The sequence below is a fragment of the Citrobacter sp. Cu096 genome (assembly GCF_030332285.1).
Taxonomy (GTDB): domain Bacteria; phylum Pseudomonadota; class Gammaproteobacteria; order Enterobacterales; family Enterobacteriaceae; genus Citrobacter; species Citrobacter meridianamericanus.
In genome coordinates this window covers 198,900-216,441 of record NZ_JAOWID010000018.1, presented here as the reverse complement: position 1 = coordinate 216,441, position 17,542 = coordinate 198,900, and the positions used below count along the sequence as shown (strand labels likewise).

21 protein-coding genes and 1 pseudogene are annotated in these 17,542 nt (G+C 55.7%); 20 read left to right on the top strand and 2 right to left on the bottom strand.

Annotated elements, in window-relative coordinates; all coding sequences use genetic code 11:
* Positions 1 to 25: 25 nt before the first annotated feature.
* Positions 26 to 805, bottom strand: a complete 780-nt coding sequence (locus OGX99_RS02485; RefSeq protein ID WP_286542549.1) for an HNH endonuclease — start codon at positions 803 to 805, stop codon at positions 26 to 28.
* Positions 806 to 965: 160 nt separating this feature from the next.
* Here OGX99_RS02485 and OGX99_RS02480 point away from each other — a divergent pair, with 160 nt between their 5' ends.
* From OGX99_RS02480 to OGX99_RS02445, 8 genes are all read left to right on the top strand, one after another.
* Positions 966 to 1,856 carry a hypothetical protein gene (locus OGX99_RS02480; protein ID WP_286542546.1) on the top strand — a complete coding sequence of 297 codons (891 nt, stop codon included), beginning with the start codon at positions 966 to 968 and terminating at the stop codon, positions 1,854 to 1,856.
* A gap of 138 nt (positions 1,857 to 1,994) precedes the next feature.
* Positions 1,995 to 2,189, top strand: a complete 195-nt coding sequence (locus OGX99_RS02475; RefSeq protein ID WP_286542543.1) for a helix-turn-helix transcriptional regulator — start codon at positions 1,995 to 1,997, stop codon at positions 2,187 to 2,189.
* A gap of 79 nt (positions 2,190 to 2,268) precedes the next feature.
* A complete protein-coding gene (locus OGX99_RS02470; protein WP_286542541.1) occupies positions 2,269 to 3,480 on the top strand; it encodes a ParB family protein in 1,212 nt (403 codons plus the stop codon).
* Complete coding sequence (locus OGX99_RS02465; RefSeq protein WP_116361487.1) at positions 3,464 to 4,021, top strand: DUF2857 domain-containing protein; 558 nt, start codon at positions 3,464 to 3,466, stop codon at positions 4,019 to 4,021. The genes OGX99_RS02470 and OGX99_RS02465 overlap by 17 nt, the downstream gene beginning before the upstream one ends.
* Positions 4,011 to 4,883, top strand: a complete 873-nt coding sequence (locus OGX99_RS02460) for an STY4528 family pathogenicity island replication protein (RefSeq protein WP_286542538.1) — start codon at positions 4,011 to 4,013, stop codon at positions 4,881 to 4,883. Before OGX99_RS02465 ends, OGX99_RS02460 begins: the two co-directional genes overlap by 11 nt.
* A gap of 159 nt (positions 4,884 to 5,042) precedes the next feature.
* Positions 5,043 to 5,654 (top strand): PFL_4669 family integrating conjugative element protein, encoded by a 612-nt coding sequence (locus OGX99_RS02455; protein WP_116361489.1) that lies wholly within the window; start codon positions 5,043 to 5,045, stop codon positions 5,652 to 5,654.
* Positions 5,644 to 6,069, top strand: coding sequence for a DUF3158 family protein (locus OGX99_RS02450; RefSeq protein WP_116361490.1), 426 nt, complete (start codon positions 5,644 to 5,646; stop codon positions 6,067 to 6,069). The genes OGX99_RS02455 and OGX99_RS02450 overlap by 11 nt, the downstream gene beginning before the upstream one ends.
* A 191-nt stretch (positions 6,070 to 6,260) precedes the next feature.
* Positions 6,261 to 8,087 (top strand): DNA topoisomerase III, encoded by a 1,827-nt coding sequence (locus OGX99_RS02445; protein ID WP_286542535.1) that lies wholly within the window; start codon positions 6,261 to 6,263, stop codon positions 8,085 to 8,087.
* 47 nt (positions 8,088 to 8,134) lie between these two features.
* Here the strand turns inward: OGX99_RS02445 and OGX99_RS02440 are convergent.
* A pseudogene (locus tag OGX99_RS02440) lies at positions 8,135 to 8,604 on the bottom strand (Hsp20 family protein).
* 386 nt (positions 8,605 to 8,990) lie between these two features.
* On the opposite strand from OGX99_RS02440, the gene OGX99_RS02435 reads away from it, so the two are divergent.
* The 12 genes from OGX99_RS02435 (at position 8,991) to OGX99_RS02380 (ending at position 17,542) form a co-directional block, all read left to right on the top strand.
* Positions 8,991 to 9,434: an STY4534 family ICE replication protein gene (locus OGX99_RS02435; protein WP_286542533.1), complete on the top strand. Its 444-nt coding sequence runs from the start codon at positions 8,991 to 8,993 to the stop codon at positions 9,432 to 9,434.
* Positions 9,435 to 9,504: 70 nt separating this feature from the next.
* Complete coding sequence (locus tag OGX99_RS02430; protein ID WP_286542531.1) at positions 9,505 to 9,888, top strand: hypothetical protein; 384 nt, start codon at positions 9,505 to 9,507, stop codon at positions 9,886 to 9,888.
* Between the two features lie 113 nt (positions 9,889 to 10,001).
* A complete protein-coding gene (gene pilL2, locus OGX99_RS02425; protein ID WP_286542528.1) occupies positions 10,002 to 10,661 on the top strand; it encodes a PFGI-1 class ICE element type IV pilus protein PilL2 in 660 nt (219 codons plus the stop codon).
* Between the two features lie 3 nt (positions 10,662 to 10,664).
* Positions 10,665 to 11,339, top strand: a complete 675-nt coding sequence (locus OGX99_RS02420) for a TIGR03759 family integrating conjugative element protein (RefSeq protein WP_286542526.1) — start codon at positions 10,665 to 10,667, stop codon at positions 11,337 to 11,339.
* A complete protein-coding gene (locus tag OGX99_RS02415) occupies positions 11,318 to 11,836 on the top strand; it encodes a transglycosylase SLT domain-containing protein (RefSeq protein ID WP_286542523.1) in 519 nt (172 codons plus the stop codon). Before OGX99_RS02420 ends, OGX99_RS02415 begins: the two co-directional genes overlap by 22 nt.
* Positions 11,833 to 13,851 carry a type IV conjugative transfer system coupling protein TraD gene (traD, locus tag OGX99_RS02410; RefSeq protein ID WP_286542522.1) on the top strand — a complete coding sequence of 673 codons (2,019 nt, stop codon included), beginning with the start codon at positions 11,833 to 11,835 and terminating at the stop codon, positions 13,849 to 13,851. The genes OGX99_RS02415 and traD overlap by 4 nt, the downstream gene beginning before the upstream one ends.
* Positions 13,848 to 14,480 carry an IncC plasmid conjugative DNA transfer DtrJ family protein gene (locus OGX99_RS02405; protein WP_286542520.1) on the top strand — a complete coding sequence of 211 codons (633 nt, stop codon included), beginning with the start codon at positions 13,848 to 13,850 and terminating at the stop codon, positions 14,478 to 14,480. Before traD ends, OGX99_RS02405 begins: the two co-directional genes overlap by 4 nt.
* A 211-nt stretch (positions 14,481 to 14,691) precedes the next feature.
* Entirely contained in the window at positions 14,692 to 14,880 is a 189-nt protein-coding gene (locus tag OGX99_RS02400; RefSeq protein ID WP_064151388.1) for a hypothetical protein, read from the top strand.
* Between the two features lie 20 nt (positions 14,881 to 14,900).
* Complete coding sequence (locus OGX99_RS02395; protein ID WP_149607546.1) at positions 14,901 to 16,505, top strand: anti-phage dCTP deaminase; 1,605 nt, start codon at positions 14,901 to 14,903, stop codon at positions 16,503 to 16,505.
* A 175-nt stretch (positions 16,506 to 16,680) separates the two neighbouring features.
* The gene (locus tag OGX99_RS02390; protein WP_064151387.1) at positions 16,681 to 16,989 is read left to right on the top strand and encodes an integrative conjugative element protein, RAQPRD family; all 309 of its coding nucleotides are present in this window, start codon (positions 16,681 to 16,683) and stop codon (positions 16,987 to 16,989) included.
* Positions 16,982 to 17,215, top strand: coding sequence for a TIGR03758 family integrating conjugative element protein (locus OGX99_RS02385; RefSeq protein WP_064151386.1), 234 nt, complete (start codon positions 16,982 to 16,984; stop codon positions 17,213 to 17,215). The genes OGX99_RS02390 and OGX99_RS02385 overlap by 8 nt, the downstream gene beginning before the upstream one ends.
* Positions 17,216 to 17,224: 9 nt before the next feature.
* Entirely contained in the window at positions 17,225 to 17,542 is a 318-nt protein-coding gene (locus OGX99_RS02380; RefSeq protein WP_286542514.1) for a TIGR03745 family integrating conjugative element membrane protein, read from the top strand.

Sequence of the window (17,542 nt, the reverse complement as noted above, 5' to 3'; positions counted from 1 at the left end):
CAAAGGTATTCTCGTCAAAACTCAACTATCTCAGTAAATTCTCCCGATGCCATTCCAGATAACAATACGATTCAACAGAAAACGTCTTTATTTTCTCTGGCAATAAAAATTGCTCTTTAACACTAATATCCAGCTCATCACTAATTAATAAACGCCCATCGTTCTCAAACGAAATCCATCCCTGATCGAATAAAATATCAATATGCGCGGCCAGTATAATTCCATTAAACGGATCAAGGCGTTCATTCCCATTCTCGCAGGCAGCCCACGGTTTTATATGGCTGGCACGGAGTAACGGCGCAAAAGTTGTTCCCGTAACAGGGCATGCCGGATACAGCATGAGACAATTTTTCCGAAAGGTACCCTGCCCAAGCCGTGCCGCAATCAGCTGCTCGCGTACGGTATCTTCAATACTTTTATCCTGCTGAATAATAAGACAGTCACGTTGCGCCTGTTCATCTCCACCAGAAGATATTAACGAAAGAACGCGCTGCTCAATCGCACTCTCTGAAAGCAGACTCAATCGCTGATGCACACGCTGCTCTGAATGAGAAAGTTCCGCAGGAGCACCCTGTTTGTCCCGCCAGCCGACACGCGCATCAGTAAGCCATAAATCAAAACGATCACGCCTATTTCTTAGACTATTGCGAAACTCGCTGGCGGTTTTGCCCGCGCCAAAACGAGGATAAAACAAGGCAAAAGCCTCTTTCCATTTCTGAACACCCAATCCCACAGGTGGTTGAGATTTACCGTACTTCGACAAATACCACGCCACTTCAAGCAAATCGTCTTCCGAGCTATTCAATGTTACATCCTGTTTTTCCAGCGTAATTCATCACCGGATTATGTCTGAAAAGATCGTTAACTAAACTGATCAGGTTAGTTGTTTTAGCAAAAACTTCTCACACCGGTTTTCACCATCAACAAGCACTACACGCAACCCACAACACAAAAAGGAACGCCCCATGCCCCCACACAAAATCCGCCAGGAGTGGCTGACGCTGGACGAGGCCGCAGAAGTCATCCGGCAGCACAACATCACGTTGCTGCCCGCCGATCTGATCCGCCACGCCCTGCACGGCGATCTGCCACTCTCGGTCTACTTCCCTTCACCCGTACTTCTGAGACCACTCAATCCCCCTTGCCGCTTTGCCTGCCGATTCAGCAAGCCGCCCTTTCCACCTTCCCTGTGCAACAAACCCGGCAACCGCAAAGTGATGGCTAACTCGCCACCATGCAGACGCGACCCGACTCTGCAACTGACCACCAGCCATCTGTGGAATTTGCCGTTAATCGGCCTTGAACGCCTGCTGCTCCACCAGCAACTGGCGAAAACGCTGAATCGCCCTTGCCCCAATGATACCCACTGCTGCAACCAGATTGGCATCGTGGTCTGCGATGAGAACGACAGCTACTACCAACTCTGTTGCCGCAAATCGTTGCGGGAGCTTTTACTGGAACTGCTCGCCACGCAAAACAACCTCCAGGAAGAGCTACATCTGCTGATTGGCCAACTGTATGGTAATGGCCGCAATAACCTGAAATCCCGACTCAGTCTGTCCGTCTGCTACCTGCAGGACACGCTGCCTCCTGACGCACTGTTCGTCATCCGCCGCATCCACCTGGAGGCTTTTCTGGATCACTATCAACCCGAATCAAAGGAACGGATCACCTCCGCGCTTTCCCGTTTGCTGTGGCTGGCCTGCAAGCACAACCCGCAACTGGACGATGAAATGCTGGAGCATCCCTACAAACTGCTGAACATTTTCGAATGCTGGGCGCGCGAGGAAGGTATGCACCTGCCGCTAAGCCCCGAGACGTTGAAAACCGCACTCCAGCGCGGCACACCGCCGTAACGCGATCAACTAACCCTTTCAACCAACAACTCTCACTAACCCAGATAAGGATTTTTACTTCCTGGCAGGGACGCTGCTGCTTTCATAACCACGTCCATCGTGCTGATGTGAACGAATCTGGACACAGGAGGAATGGTTATGAATAGCGACAGATTTTTACGCTTACGCCAGGTGGAAGACAAAATCGGCTTCGGTAAATCGTGGATTTACCGGCAAATCCAGCTGCAACAGTTTCCGCCATCCATTCGACTCAACAGCCGCCACGTCGCCTGGCTGGAAAGCGAGGTGGACGCGTGGATCCACCAGGGCATCCGCCTCACACGCGATGTCTGAATGCCGGAGGAAGATTATGCGCGCTTCACACCTGCTCAACCGCTGGCTTCACGGTGCCAGCACTACCTGAGAACAGGAGATGGTACAGGTCAGTCTGGAGCAAATCCAGCCGTTCTCTCTCAATCCCCGCGTCACCCGCAACCCCGGCTATGATGCGCTGAAAGCGTCAATTCTCGCCCGCGGGCTGGATAACCCGCCGGTGTTGACCCGTCGCCCCGGTGATGAAAAATACATGCTCGCCAGCGGCGGGAATACGCGCCTCGCCATCCTCAATGAACTGTGGCAGGAGACACAGGATGAGCGTTACCACCGCGTCTGCTGGCCGTTCAGACCATGGCCTGAAACGCTGTCACCGCAGCAGGGCGAAGTCCAGTGCCTGATCGGCCATCTGGCCGAAAGCGACCTGCATAATGGGTTGATGTTTATCGAACGGGCGGAAGGGGTCCTGCACCTGCGCGATCTTTACCTCGAGGCAGGTATTGAATGCCCGACGCAGCTGGCGCTGGCGGAGCAACTCACCCGCGACGGCTATCCCGTCAGCCAGTCGCAAATCAGCCGGATGTTACAGACCGTCGACTGGCTGCTGCCCTGCATCCCTAACGCGCTATATGGCGGTCTGACCCGAAAGGTTATCGATCGCCTGCTGGCGCTACGCAGCGCAGCGGAACAGGTCTGGGCAAAGCTGATGCCGCTGGAACGCCAGCCGGAATTTGCCGACCTGTTCAGCACCGCCCTTGCCACCTTCAATGGCGAGCCGGAAGGCGTGGTACCGCAACTGGTGCAGGACGAACTGCTCGGCGAGATGAGCTGTCGCAGCGGCATGAGCTGGAATACGTTGCTGGCGGAACTGACCGATGGACAGAGCAAGCGGCAGGCTCTGCTGGGGCCCCCGGTCGAAAAGGTCCTCTGGCCGCCACCATCGGAAGTGGAAAAAGCACCACTACCAGAGCCTGAGCTACCGACTGAACCCGCCAAGCCAAGGCCCTCACCGCTGGTGCATACGGCACGGTCGCTGTGTGCCTGCTGGGGACTGGACGCCTGTATCCAGCCGGACGACAGCGCTCCGGCGGGTTTCACCCTCGCACCCTGCGACGAATTTCCCCATCCGGCGGCGCAGCGCTGCTATCAGGTGCTGGCAGCCCTGAATGGCGACACCAGAACGCCGATGCCCGCCCTCGAATTGTTGCTGTCGCCGGACTACGACAACGTTCAGATCCAGCAACTGATGCAGCTTATCAGCCTGTGCCGCCAGCGGCGGCTGCGGGAGGTTCACCATGACGCCTTCAGTTAACCAGGCGGTGCTCACCCACATCGTCCAGGCGCTGAAAGAGGGGCAAATCCGCTACTGTGAATCGCTCGGCTTCAGCCCGCAGGAACTGTGCGAGCTGACGCGTCTCACCGCCGACGACATCCTGTTTCTCAGCAACAGCGCGGTACAGTTCATCACCACCCACATTGACCACGAGATGCTGGGCCGGATGCTGGCGAGGATGGAGCAGGAGCGGCTGTTCCAGCAGCGTCTGGAGCAAGCCCTGTCGCTCGGTGCGTCCATCGAATTCATCAACCACTACTTTGGCCTTTCTACACCGGAAGTCTGCGCCCGGCGGCGGCTGATTGGCCTGTTTGTCCGGCAAGGGCGAAACAATGCTCCGGATGAGCAGGTGGAGACACTGGTATGGAACGAGTGGCAGAAAACGGGCGTGAATAAGCTCGACTCACCCGAAGCGCTGACCGCCATGATGACAATGGCCCGCGAACACGACCTGTCGCTGACGGTCATCTGGAACCTGCTGCGCCAGTGGAGTCAGGAGAAGCTGCTGCATGAAGAGTGACGATCGGCTGCTGTTTCTCGGCAACCCGCAGCAGAGCGTGCCGAAGCGCCTGCTGCTGGCGCGCAACCTCTCCCCGCGCGACAAGTTCGCGTGGCAACTGCTGCGCCTGCATGCCCGCGACGATGGCAGCGGCGTCTTCCCCTCCTACAACGACCTGCAGGGCTGGCTCTCTGACCAGCCTGAGGGCGAGAAGGCCTCGCGCAGTACCGTCAGCAACACGCTGATGATGTTGCGGATCACCCGCTGGCTGAGCCTGTGCCAGCGACTGCGCGACGAGCAAAGCGGCAGGATCACCGGCAATCTCTACGCCCTGCACGATGCACCACTGACTCATGCCGATGCCTGCCGGATGGACAGCGAATATCTGGCGCTGCTCACCGCCTGCTCGCACCACCGCAACCGGCGTATCCGCACCACTGCCATCGGGCTGCTGCTCACCCTGCAACAACCTGTGGATAGTGGACGAACCTGCACTGAGTCTCCATTGAAGACCGCCCCTGGTCTTAATCGAGGACTCAGTAAAAAATGCCCGGGTCTTCAATTAAGACTCAGTGATGTGGCGGGGGCTGGCGGGCAACCTGAGCCGCATTGCGTACATACTGGTACAGATTTAAACAATAAACATCAAAAGCGTACGCAACTGCTGCACTGGCCTGTGGATAATCCCTTCAGCGCCAGCGAGCGCCGCGCCGCCGAACACGCGATGCGCAATCTGGATCCCGCTCTCTGCCAGCAGGTGCTGGACAACTGTCTGTGGCGGATCGCCGCCCACGATATCCATCGCCCCCTCGCCTATCTTCTGGCAACGCTGGAGAAGGCCAGACGGGGCGAGTTCAATCAGTTACGGCGCAGGCGGAGATAGTCCCTATTTTATGCGCGCCGCATAAAGCCGGTATACCAGCTATCAATCAAACATCATTCATCGACGAAATTAACTTTCTGTGAACCAGATGGGGTTCCTGTCGCCTGGCTCATTGCGCGGACCGACACTGCGGGCATCTGAATCCATGGAGAATTTCCGATGCCTGACACAACCCTGTTCAGCGATATCCGCATCACCCTGCACACCCGCGTCGCCGCCCGGCTGTGGCAGGCGCATCCCACTGGCATGCTGCTCTGTCTGGCGTTACTCAGGCGTCTGCTGCGCGCCGAAGAGGCCGACGATCCGTGGGCCGCCCACTGGCTGAAGCAACTGCGCATCCGCCTGAACCTGATCGCGCACCTGCTGAAGCAAAAAAACCGTCGGCTGGACCAAGCCTTCGCCAGCCTGCCGGGCGCTATCCACACCACGCAGGTCAGTAACCCGTCCCCGACCGAATTCATCCTGCCGCTGGCGCTGTTCTCACCGCCCGGTTCACGCCTGCTGCAGCAGTTGATTGATTACGATCTGCTGGTCCGCCGAACTCTGCTTGCCTGGCACCTCGGCCTTATCACCCAGGCGGAGAAGCGCGATTTCATTGCCACCATCCCACGCCTGATGCTCCAGGTGTTCAGCTTCGTGAACCGCTTTCGCACCACCGGCGTGACTCGCGCTGACGTGCGCGCGAACAGTCCGCTGGCGCAGACGATGGCGCATAAGCTCGGGAATTTGCCCAAAAAGATGCTTGCGGAGATCCTGCGTGATGCTCGGTGAAGACGACGAAGAAAGCGCCGCCCGCAAAAGCTCGCTAAAGGGCCTTTTAAAGGCCTTTAAGGGTAAGGGAGAGCTGCGAGCGCTGGTGCGGGAATTACAGGCGCTGCGCGCGCAACTGCAACAACGCCAGCCGATGCTGAAACAGGCGGTGTATGAACTGCCGGGACGCAACGTACCACTGATCCTGTGCAGCAACCCGGCGCGCTCCGGCGTCAGCTATCTGCGCTGGCGTAATCTGGACAACAACCGTTCGGGAGGCGTGGCGTTGCAGGAGGCCATTCAACAGCCGGACGCGAGCGATGAACTGCGCGATGGGCTGATGGCGCTCGAATGGCGGCGGCAGGTGCTGAATACGCAGCTTTCGGTGGTGATGTTTATGCTGCGCCGGATACAGCCCTTAACCACGCTGGTTTAAAATTTTGTGCAAAGTTAAACCCTGAGTGTCACTTTAGCGAAAATTTTAAATTCACCTCATGCACCTTAAAACAGGCACTATCCGTTTAATGCGCGTTTTAAGGTGCAATTTTTACCTTCTCCCTCCAATTTCCCCTGTCGCCTGATCCCTCCGGCACACCATGCTGAACTCCCTTTCACCGGAGACAGCCCATGCAACTTTACCTGTGCGAAAAACCCTCTCAGGCGCGCGATATCGCCCGCGTACTTGACGCCCGTAACCGCAGCGACGGCTACCTGCATAACGCCACCGTGACCATCACCTGGTGCTTTGGCCATCTGCTGAGCATGGCCGCGCCGGAGGATTACGATCCGGCGCTGAAACACTGGCGGGCAGAGCATCTGCCGTTTATTCCCCCGGCATGGCGGTTGGTGATCCGCCCGGAGGTACGCAAGCAGTTCCGTATCATCGAAAAGCTGCTGAAACAGGCAGATGCAGTGGTGATTGCCACCGACGCCGATCGCGAAGGCGAAACCATCGCCCGTGAAATTCTGGAACAATGCCGCTGGCGCGGCCCGGTCCAGCGACTGTGGCTGTCGGCGCTGGATGAGGCCAGTATTCACAAGGCACTCGCCGCGCTGCGATCCGGCGACAGCACGTTTACGCTGTATCAGGCTGGACTGGCGCGCGCCCGCGCTGACTGGCTGGTCGGTATCAACATGACCCGCGCCTGCACGCTGATGAACCGACGGCACAAAGGCGTGCTCTCCGTGGGCCGGGTGCAGACGCCGACCCTGCGTCTGGTGGTGGAGCGCGACCGGGAGATCGCGCGCTTCACGCCCCGCCCTTACTGGCGCGTGGATGCCCGGCTGCACACTGAGGGAACTTCCTTTCTGGCGCAGTGGCAGCCTGATAGTGCGTACTGTGACGACGAAGGCCGCGGTATCCGAGAGTCCGCCGCCCGCGAGGCCGCCGGGCATCTGCAACAGGCCGGCACCGCGCTGGTAATGGACGTGACCACCCGCCGGGAGAAAACGCCGCCACCGCTGGCTTTCACCCTCAGCGCCCTGCAACAGACCTGCTCGAAACAGTGGGGCATGGGCGCGCAGGAGGTGCTGGATATCGCTCAGCGCCTGTATGAAACCCATAAGGCCACCACCTATCCGCGCACCGACTGCGGCTATCTGCCGCTCTCCATGCACGCTGAAGCGCCGCAGGTGCTGGCTGCGCTGGTCGCCAGCGACGCCTCACTCCAGCCCCTCGCCACGCAGCTAAATTTGCAGCAGCGCTCCCGGCTGTGGGACGACAGCAAAATCACCGCCCACCACGGCATCATCCCGACCCGTAAAACGGTGGATCTGGCGCAGCTGAACGACAGCGAACGCAAGGTCTACGGCCTGGTGCGCAGTCATTTTCTGGCGCAGTTTCTGCCGGACCACGAGGCGGATAAAACCGAGCTGCGCCTGAACTGCGCCGGGGAAACGCTGACTGCCCGTGGATCAGTAGTGATTGTCAGCGGCTGGCGGCAGCTATTTTTGCGCGAGATGGCGACCCAATCGCCGGAAGAAACGCAGGCGCTTCCCGCCCTGCAACAGGGACAAACCTGCCAGGTGGAACAGGTGGACGTTCGCGCCCGCCAGACCCAACCGCCGGAGCACTACACGGAAGGGACGCTGATTGCCGCGATGAAAAATGCCGCCCGTTTTGTCAGCGATGAACGCCTGAAGCAGCGGCTGAAAGAGAACGCCGGTATTGGCACCGAAGCCACGCGCGCTGGGATTATCCAGACGCTTCTTAAGCGCGGTTATCTGATTAAGCAACGCCGCTTTCTGCTGGCAACGGATACCGCCAGCACACTGATTGACGCCCTGCCAGAAACGCTGAAAGATCCGGGCACCACTGCACTGTGGGAGCAGATGCTGGATGACATCGCGACGGGGAAAATGGGGCTGGAGGCGTTCCTGGTGCAGCAGCAAGAAGCCGTTACAGCGCTCACGGCTCAAATAGTCAGAGGCCAGAAAAGCGCCTCATCAGGTTAGCAAAACGCCCGGCATTTGCCGGGCGTGAAAACAACGACAGTCAACGATTACGGCTTGTGTTCAATCGCCGGGTTGTTGTTGATGGCGATGCGCTGCGGTTTCTCTTCTTCCGGAATATCCTGGTGTAATTCAATCGCCAGCAAGCCGTTTTCCAGCGAAGCGCCGGTCACTTTCACATGCTCCGGCAGACTATAGCTGGCCCGGAAGTCGCTACGGCTGATACCCCGATGGATCCATCCTTCTTCGCCGTTTTCGGTTTCTCCTCTTCACGTTTACCGCTGATGTTCAGCTGACCGCCGACGGTTTCAATTTCCAGTTCGCTCTCTTTCCAGCCCGGCACGCTGAGCGTCAGTTCATAGCGATTATCCCCCAGCCGCCGGATATTGTAAGAAGGCGTGGAGGGCAACGGCGTACTGCCGGTTAGCTGGCTAAAAAGGCGATCGATACGGTTAAAACGGTCCGCAAACAGAGAGTCAGAGAGATCGTGTAATACAGGAAAAGTTCTGAGAGTCATCATGTACCTCCTGAACAGTAAAAAGAATATTCAAAAAGTTCATGTCTTGTGGGCAGGTGTTCCTTACCCGCTTCCTATATGAGGTTACTGCACAATATTTCAACTCACCGAAGCGCAATTTTGTGATATGAATCACGCATTATACTCCCGGCCTGTCACGGAAATTATTCAGCCACCGGTAACAAATCTCGCTGTCCTCTCATCCCGAAAACTGTTGCTGTAATGCCGTTATCAGCAAAACCCGCCATGCATTCCTGAAACGCGGAGGCGCACAGCGCGGAATGCCCGTAATGCCAGTAACTTAGAGGCCTTGCAGCCAATGAGCCAAACCCGAAGCGGGACGTTCCCGCGCATGGGGCGCTCCGCACCTTCAACACGGAGACACCACCATGAACGATACCCATTACTTCAACCTGTACACCAGCGGTCTGGGCTACCTCAACCGGATCCGGGAAGTGACCCCGAAAAAAGGCGAATCGTTCCTGTGCTGCGACATTGCCGCACTACGGGGCGAAGCCAGCAACGCGGAGCACACCTGGTTCGACTGCCGCGTCAGCGGCAAGGAAGCGCTGAAACTGGTACACCGCTGTATCGACGCCTGCGAGCAGAAACGCAAGGTGCTGATCCAGTTCCGCCTCGGCGATCTGTATGCCGACACCTTTGTCTACAGCAAAGGCGACCGTAAAGGCGAAACCGGCGTCAGCCTGAAGGCCCATCTGCTGCACATCGGGCTCATCAAAATTGACGGTGAAGAAGTTTACCGGGCAGAGCGCGAAGCTGATTCACAGCCAGCGCCAGCCACACCGCCAGCAGAGCCTGTAGCGCAGTTCTAACGCACAGCATTCACCCTGCCGGGGAAATTCCCCGTCGGGGCGTTTCCCTGGTCTTTTACCGGAGAAACGCATGATGAATACCGTATTGAACTCACGTGAAGAAGCCCCTGACCGGGACAAACTGATTAACCTTGATGACGAGGCGCTGGACGCAGGCTTGCCGCTGGATCTGGCCATTACTCTTCCGGCCCACAAGCACTGTCTTGAAGACCGGAATGACAACGACATCAGGGACTTGCTGAAAGGTGTTGAAATGGCAGCGGTAGTGGCCTTTATCTCTCACCAACCGCCGCAGCGCACCATTCGTATCGACTACCGCTGGGTGCTGTCGCAAAAAACTAACGGCAGCACGCAGCAGCAAACCGTCAGATTGACGTTACGCGTTCATTTTTCTGAGCAAGGCATCCCCATTGCCGCTACGCTGGGGCTGATGGGGGAAAGATTCCCTTACTGATCTGATTTTGCGCCCGGAATAACGGGCGCTATTTTTTGACGCTGCAAACAGTTGTCGGTAGTCCCCAGTCCTCTCATCCAGCACGCTCCTGTAAAAGCTCTGTGGAGGATGCGATGAAACGACTGCTGCCAGCCCTGCTCCTGTTTATTTTCAACGGCGTGGCCACCGCCTCCCCTGCCACGCCAGAAGTCGTCCGCTACGACCGCTATCTCCTGGTCAGCACATCACCGCAACAGCCGCCACTCGAACAGCTTATAGCCCTGTCCGTTCCGCCCGGTTTTCACCCAACGTTAGGGGAAGCGTTACAGTACCTGCTGCGCGACAGCGGCTGGGCTCTGTGTCTTGCCGATGCGCGCCGGGCGCAGCTTTATGGGCTCCCGTTACCGCTGAGCCAGTACAACACCGGCCCCCTGCGCCGGAATACCGCCCTGCAACTGCTGGCTGGCCCGGCGTGGCGGATGACCACCGACGAAAATCGTCGCGAGATTTGTTTTGCCAGTGACAGTTCCCTCCCCCCGACGGTGGCTTACCGTCATCCCGTGTCTCTCCGCCCATTGGGGCCGCTAACGGCCCCGTTTTTTCTCGCCGGGATCCTACAGCGTGGTGATATCCACCTGGCCGTAATTGTGCCGCCGGAAGCCGTTTACCTCCATCAGGTGGTGTGGCTGCGCAGGGGAGAGCAGTGGCGCGGCTGGCGGCTGGAGCGGTTTGATGAGCACCGGGCGGTATTCCGTCACGGCAAACGCCAGTTGACGCTGAAGATGCCGGAGTAAGCGATGAAACGCCTGATTCTCCTGTTACTGTTCACCGCCAGCGTGTGGGCGCAACCGCTTCAGGTGCAGACCAGCCAGAACGCGGACTCAGCTCTAAGACCGCTGAGCACGCAACAGCAGGCCACCGTCTGGGGCGTCACGCCAGAGGAGTGGCAGCGCTATCTCACGCAGAAACAGCAGGCGCGCGGCGTCTGGTCGCCGGGGCTCGATCCGCTGACCACGCTGGGCGTCGAAGCCGACACAGACCACGAACGTCAGCGCTTCGCCGAACTGCTGGTCAGGCAGGAATACCAGCGGCTGGAGAAAGAACTCGCCTTTCAGCGCGCCTATGACGCGGCCTGGCAACGCCTGTATCCGGGCCTGACGCCGCTGAAAACCACCTCTGCCAGCACTTCCCGCGTTTCGCTGTTCGTCAAAGATGACTGCCCGCCCTGCGACAGTCTGCTGCGTACCCTGCTGGCGCAACAGCGTCCGCTGGATATCTGGCTGGTCAACAGCGAAGGTGATGATAACCGGGTGCGCCGCTGGGCGATGGCGCATGGCATTGACGCAAAACTGGTGAGTGAACACAGCATCACGCTTAACCACGACGCGGGCAGCTGGCTTCTTTTGGGGCAGAGCAAAATTCCGGTGGCGCTGGAACGTAAGGGGGAACAATGGCACGAGGTCCTGCCCTGATCCTGCTGCTGCCCTGCCTGACGCTGGCACAACCCCTGCCGGAAGCGTACCTGCGCGCCGCGGAGCATTTCCGCGTGCCGCCGGAACTGCTGTGGGCCGTCACACAGACCGAAAGCGGAGCGAACCTGAGCGGCAAACATCGCCCATGGCCGTGGACGCTCAATATCAAAGGCACCGGCTACCGCTACGCCAGCCGGGAGCAGGCCTGTCAGGCGCTGCTGGCCGCCATCCGCAGCACCAGCCCGAAGCGCATTGACGTGGGGCTCGGGCAAATCAATATCGGCTGGCATCGGGCATATTTTGACTCTCCCTGCGACGCCCTGCATCCCCTGCAGAACCTGTCGCTCACCGCGCAACTGCTGCGTCAGCGCTACGATGAACGTCCCGGAAGCTGGCTCAATGCCGCCGCCCGCTATCACCGCCCCGCAGGCGGCGCGCCCGCTGCTCGCTACCGCAAGCTGGTCAGCCGCCATCTGCAACAGGCCGCACCGCCATGAGCCGCTATGCGCTGGAGGCGCTGCTGCGCCCGCCTGTAGAGTTTTACAGCACCGTCACCGCTGGCTGTGGCGCATTAATCTGCCTGACGCAGGCCCCGCTGCTGATGCTGACGCCGTGGCAGGCCCTCCTGATGGCCTGCGCCCTGATGCTGCTGGCCCTACGACGCGGCTGGCAGGGATGGCAAATCGTACACTACCAGCGTAACCTCCTGCACCTGCCGCGCTATGCGCTCACCAGCAGGAAAATCCCGGTCAGCCGCCAGCGGCTGTTTCTCGGTAAAGGCTTTCGCTGGCTGCCTATCCACACCCAGCGTCTGTACGACTGCCTGCAACCGGAAGCCGCACGCTGGCTGCGCCCCGGATGGTGCCATCGTCTGGCAAGGCATATCGAAAAACGCGGCGAACATACTCTGCCCGGCCTTGCCCGCCTGCTCAGTGCCGATCGCTGGTTGAACCCGGTGCGCCCGCTGCCGCCCGTTGGCGGCAATCCGTGGTTACATGGGGTGGAACTGAAAGAGTGCGACGTCACCCTGCCGCTCAATGAACGTCCTGGCCATACGCTGGTGCTCGGCACCACCCGCGTCGGCAAAACCCGGCTGGCGGAACTGCTTGCCACCCAGGACATCCGCCGTGGTGAGGTGGTGATCGTCTTTGATCCAAAAGGCGACGCGGATCTGCTGAAGCGTCTGTGGACAGAGGCGCAGCACGCCGGACGCGGCGACCGCTTTATCCTGTTCCATCTGGCGTATCCGGAGATCTCCGCCCGCTACAACGCCATTGGACGCTTTGGCCGTATTTCGGAAGTGGCGTCGCGCCTCACCGGACAACTTTCCGGCGAAGGCAACTCGGCGGCCTTTCGCGAGTTCGCCTGGCGCTTTGTCAACATTATCGCCCGCGCCCTGGTGGCGCTCGGACAGCGCCCGGACTACCAGCTAATTTCCCGTCACGTGGTCAATATCGATGCCCTGTTTATCGACTATGCCCGCATCGTGCTGCCGCGCCACAACGCACGGGCGTGGGAAGTGGTGGCGCAACTGGCGGAGCGCGTTAACGACAAAAACACGCCACGCCATATGCTGGGCCGCGATCCTCACGTGGTGGCGCTGGAGCAGTACCTCAATGCAGAGAAATTTTACGATCCGATCCTCGACGGCCTGCTCTCGGCGGTGCGCTATGACAAAACCTACTTCGACAAGATTGTCGCCTCGCTGCTGCCGCTGCTGGAAAAGCTGACCACCGGCACGCTCGCCGCTTTACTCTCCCCGGACTACCACGATCTGGACGACGAGCGACCGATCCTCGACTGGCAACAGGCGATTCGCCAGAAGGCGGTGGTCTATATAGGGCTGGATGCACTCTCCGATGCGGTGGTTGCTGCCGCTGTCGGCAATTCGATGTTTGCCGACCTGGTGAGCGTCGCCGGACATCTCTACAAGTTTGGTCTGAATGATGGACTGCCCGGCAACAGTGAAAAACCGCCGCCTATCAACCTGCATTGCGATGAGTTTAATGAACTGATGGGCGAGGAGTTTATTCCGCTGGTCAACAAGGGCGGCGGCGCAGGTATTCAGGTCACTGCCTACACGCAGACGCTGAGTGATATTCAGGCCCGCATCGGCAGCGCGCCGAAGGCAGGCCAGGTGGTAGGTAACTTCAACAATCTGATTATGCTGCGGGTGCGCGAAACCGCCACCGCCGAACTGCTGACAAAGCAACTGCCACAGATCGAAGTGCGCAGCCGCCAGGTGAGTTCCGGCGTCACCGACACGCCGGGCGGCATCAACAGCTTTACCAGCAATACCCGCGAGCAGGTAACCACCAGTAATGTGCCGCTACTCGATACCGCCGCGCTGATCCAGCTTCCCAAAGGCCAGGCCTTTGCCCTGCTTGAAGGCGGTCAGCTATGGAAAATCCGTCTGCCGCTGCCCGTAGCGGATAAACACTACCCACTACCGGAGTCCGTCGCGCAACTGGCGGCATGGATGCAGGCGCGCCAGCAGGGGCAGGTGGAATGAGTGAGCAGCGAACGCCTCCGTCACGCCCACCACAGGGACCGATTGGCTGGCTGCTGTCGCTGATCAGGCGGCTCATCGGGCTGGTTATTGGCGCGCTGGTGCTACGGGTAGTGCTGGAACTGGCGGGGCTGTATTTCTGGTGGCCGCATGAGGGAAGCGAGCATGTTTTCCAGGTGATGAGGCGGGAGCAGGTGGAACTGGTTAGTGCTTTGCAATCGCATCCATCGGGGAATGACATTGTGATACTGCTGGAAAAAGGGGCAACTCGCGTACTTATGGTCAACAGGCTCCTGCAAAAACCGCTCACCGCCCTGGCTTACACGCTGCTGAGTTTTATGTTGCGCCTGACATGGCTTGCCGCCATGCTCCCACTGATTTGCCTGTGTGTTGTAATCGGGCTGACCGAAGGTCTGGTACAACGGGATTTGAGGCGGTTTGGCTCCGGGCTCGAATCTACATTCCTTCACCGTTATGTCATCAGGTCCGGCAGTTCGGTCGCCACAACGCTTTGGGTGTGTTATCTGGCGCAGCCGCTGTTCCTGCCTGCAATGCTGATTTTACTGCCCACCGCTTTATGGTCCGGGATAACGGTATGGATGGCAGCAGGGAGTTTTAAACGGTGGTTATAAACACAATAAAACACTAAAAAATTCATATTGTTATATAAAAACACATTAATATATGCATCAACTGTTGTACTTAGTTGGAACCAAATGCACAACGATGAACTAATGGAATGGACAAAGGATGATTATAGGATTATAGGTGTAATAGATTACAGTGTAATCCTTGACATAAACTTGGGGATTTGTACTATGCACTGCGCTTACAGGAGGAAGTATGTCAGTTGAAAATGAAGGTGTTGTGTATGTCAATTTTAAATCGGTCTCGCAAAGTTCTGATCGTGAGAAAACGATTTTTGAAGGATATGAGACCACTACCCATTCAACGATAGTAACTATCGAAGAATATGAAAGAAAAAAAATTATAGATGAATTAGTAGAGCGGGCTGAAAGTATAATTTGGTAAATAATTTGGTGTAATCGCAAATGACGAACACAGCAATAGCGGAAAAAGAATCAAAAAACCAGTCGATGGATGATGATTCGACAAAGAAAAAATCCATTGATTTCATAAAATCCAGACAGTCAAAAACCCTTATAATTGGCATATGTGGCACTGTTGGTTCCGGTTTTAGGTCACTCGTCGAGACTGTAAAGGAAGAATTAGATATTTATGATTATGATACTCATACCATTAGAGTTAGTGATATAATCACAGATCTTTCTAAGAAACACTCGAAACTTGATGAACTAATTATTAGCAATGCTGCAGAGCGTTATCTAAAATTACAAAAGCAAGGTAACTTAATCAGGGAAACAATAGAAACCACTTATTTATCTCAAGCGGTAATTAGCGAAATAACCAGAATAAAAGCTGAAATAAAGGTAAAAAAAAGTATTCTTCCTGAAAAAAAAGATATTGGTAAAGTTGCATTTATTATTGACCAATTAAAACATCCTCATGAAGTTGAGCTACTTCGATTAATATATCCACATAATTTTTATCTGTTTGGTATGCTTAGAAGTGAAAGCGAACGAATTATAAACTTAAGAGATGAGGGTATATCAACAAATGATATTTACAAGATAATTACTGAGGATAAGAAGTCCGAGAAAAAAACCGGCCAGCAAACTGAAAAAACGATATTAGATTCCGATTTTTTTATCAACAATAATTCAGGTAATAAGTCATTACAAAAACAAGCAATTTCGCGATGCATTGCATTGATTCATGGTAAGAATGGCATAACTCCTACACGTGATGAGAAAGGCATGTATACTGCTTTTTCTGCTTCTCTAACATCTGCCTGTCTTTCAAGACAAGTCGGAGCAGCTATTTTAAACGATGATGGCGATATTATAGCCACAGGACGTAATGATGTCCCTAAATCTTTTGGTGGGCTATATTATGAAACGGGAAACATTGCTGACGATCATCGCTGCATTCATAAGGGAGGCCATTGTTTCAACGATGAACATAAAAATAAAATCAGAGAGAAGTTTGAATCAATTTTAAAAAATTATAACATTTTTACTAACGAAGATCCGAGATCTTCTGAAGATGAACTACCTCGTATGCCCAAAGCGGTCTCATCTAGCGAAATTGCTGACCTATTATTTAATGAAACGCCGGTGTCTTCTATAATAGAATACTCACGAGCGATCCATGCAGAAATGGATGCAATTACTTCTCTAGCAAGAAACCCTAGTGAAAGTACAAAAGGCAAAATTTTATATTCTACAACATATCCCTGCCATAATTGTGCACGGCATATTGTGGCATCAGGAATTAAAAAGGTTGTTTTTATAGAACCTTATGAAAAAAGCTTAGCATTAAGATTACATAACGATGCTATTAGTGAATTAAATGAAGCAGATAAAGTAAATTTTTTGTTATTTGAAGGTGTATCACCAAGACGATATCAAAAATTCTTCTTGGCCACTGGAGATAGAAAAGACGAAAATGGAAAAGCTAGACAATTAACATCTAAATATGGAAATCATATAGACATCCAATTTCTTGATGCTCCAGATGATTATGAATTGAAAATTCATGAAGATTTCACGAAAAGTTTTTCGTCATCTGATTAACTTATGATCCATGGCTCGCAAACGTGTTGACGCGAGCCAGAATGAAATGCAACCCATTGTTTTAATTGAACTTCAATATACCAATCAAGCATCTTTTATTATTGAATAATAATTTACAGATCCCATCTGATTGAATTTTTCTTATTATCACTCCGGTATTCACGGAGTGATATAAATGAACAGAATTACACTACTAAATGTATCTATTCTTCTTCTCCAAGGAGTTGCAATCGCCTCCCCGGAATCCACCCAGCTAGCCCTCGCGCTAAAGCAACTCGACGGCGTGAAAACCTCGCTGGAACGCGCCCAAACCAGTGCCAGTACCGATCCACAGTCGCGCTACTTCTTCGACTACTTACAGGCGCAGCAGGACATCTCTGCCGTTGAACAAGGCATCCACCGCTACCTTAGCCCGGCAAGAGCGCAGCCGCGCGCCGTCCAGCCCCTGAGCGCCAGCTACCAGCGGGAGCATCCCGATGACTGACTCACAGCTCGCCGCTTTCCAGGCCGCCAGCCAGAGCAAACCGGAGACCGTCAGCCTGCTGGTGCTCGGCCTGTTTACCAGCGTCCTGCTGCTATGGTGCGCCTGGACGCTGCTGGTCGCCTGGCAGGGCGTCTGCCGCCAGCGCCTGAGCTGGCAGAGTTTTGGCGCGGTGGCGTCCCGTTCACTGTTACTGGTGCTGGTCAGCTTCTGGCTGGTACTGAGCTGAGGAGGAATCATGCGCTGGCTGTTGGTACTGTTACTCACTGCATTCAACGCTTTCGCCGATCTGCCGACGATGGAAGATCCGTCGCGCGGTCAGGGCCAGGGCATTATGGAGACGCTGCAAAACTACGGTTTTGACATTGTGGTGCTGCTGGCGCTGGCCATCTGCGCCGTCGGTTTTCTGGTGATGGCGAATAACTGCATTGCCACCTATTCGGAGATCCAGAGCGGGCGCAAGCAGTGGAAAGATCTGGGCTCGATGGCGGGCGTCGGCAGCATTCTTCTGGTGGTCATCATCTGGCTGCTCAACCAGGCCTCGGACGTACTGTGA

Bases quoted from the DNA above. Each gene is read 5' to 3' on its own strand.
- OGX99_RS02435 (WP_286542533.1), top strand. From the start codon at position 8,991: ATGAACGATACCCATTACTTCAACCTGTACACCAGCGGTCTGGGCTAC.
- OGX99_RS02480 (WP_286542546.1), top strand. From the start codon at position 966: ATGCCCCCACACAAAATCCGCCAGGAGTGGCTGACGCTGGACGAGGCC.
- OGX99_RS02475 (WP_286542543.1), top strand. From the start codon at position 1,995: ATGAATAGCGACAGATTTTTACGCTTACGCCAGGTGGAAGACAAAATC.
- OGX99_RS02395 (WP_149607546.1), top strand. From the start codon at position 14,901: ATGACGAACACAGCAATAGCGGAAAAAGAATCAAAAAACCAGTCGATG.
- OGX99_RS02470 (WP_286542541.1), top strand. From the start codon at position 2,269: ATGGTACAGGTCAGTCTGGAGCAAATCCAGCCGTTCTCTCTCAATCCC.
- OGX99_RS02390 (WP_064151387.1), top strand. From the start codon at position 16,681: ATGAACAGAATTACACTACTAAATGTATCTATTCTTCTTCTCCAAGGA.
- OGX99_RS02465 (WP_116361487.1), top strand. From the start codon at position 3,464: ATGACGCCTTCAGTTAACCAGGCGGTGCTCACCCACATCGTCCAGGCG.
- OGX99_RS02460 (WP_286542538.1), top strand. From the start codon at position 4,011: ATGAAGAGTGACGATCGGCTGCTGTTTCTCGGCAACCCGCAGCAGAGC.
- OGX99_RS02455 (WP_116361489.1), top strand. From the start codon at position 5,043: ATGCCTGACACAACCCTGTTCAGCGATATCCGCATCACCCTGCACACC.
- pilL2 (WP_286542528.1), top strand. From the start codon at position 10,002: ATGAAACGACTGCTGCCAGCCCTGCTCCTGTTTATTTTCAACGGCGTG.
- OGX99_RS02450 (WP_116361490.1), top strand. From the start codon at position 5,644: ATGCTCGGTGAAGACGACGAAGAAAGCGCCGCCCGCAAAAGCTCGCTA.
- traD (WP_286542522.1), top strand. From the start codon at position 11,833: ATGAGCCGCTATGCGCTGGAGGCGCTGCTGCGCCCGCCTGTAGAGTTT.
- OGX99_RS02385 (WP_064151386.1), top strand. From the start codon at position 16,982: ATGACTGACTCACAGCTCGCCGCTTTCCAGGCCGCCAGCCAGAGCAAA.
- OGX99_RS02400 (WP_064151388.1), top strand. From the start codon at position 14,692: ATGTCAGTTGAAAATGAAGGTGTTGTGTATGTCAATTTTAAATCGGTC.
- OGX99_RS02445 (WP_286542535.1), top strand. From the start codon at position 6,261: ATGCAACTTTACCTGTGCGAAAAACCCTCTCAGGCGCGCGATATCGCC.
- OGX99_RS02380 (WP_286542514.1), top strand. From the start codon at position 17,225: ATGCGCTGGCTGTTGGTACTGTTACTCACTGCATTCAACGCTTTCGCC.
- OGX99_RS02430 (WP_286542531.1), top strand. From the start codon at position 9,505: ATGATGAATACCGTATTGAACTCACGTGAAGAAGCCCCTGACCGGGAC.
- OGX99_RS02415 (WP_286542523.1), top strand. From the start codon at position 11,318: ATGGCACGAGGTCCTGCCCTGATCCTGCTGCTGCCCTGCCTGACGCTG.
- OGX99_RS02405 (WP_286542520.1), top strand. From the start codon at position 13,848: ATGAGTGAGCAGCGAACGCCTCCGTCACGCCCACCACAGGGACCGATT.
- OGX99_RS02420 (WP_286542526.1), top strand. From the start codon at position 10,665: ATGAAACGCCTGATTCTCCTGTTACTGTTCACCGCCAGCGTGTGGGCG.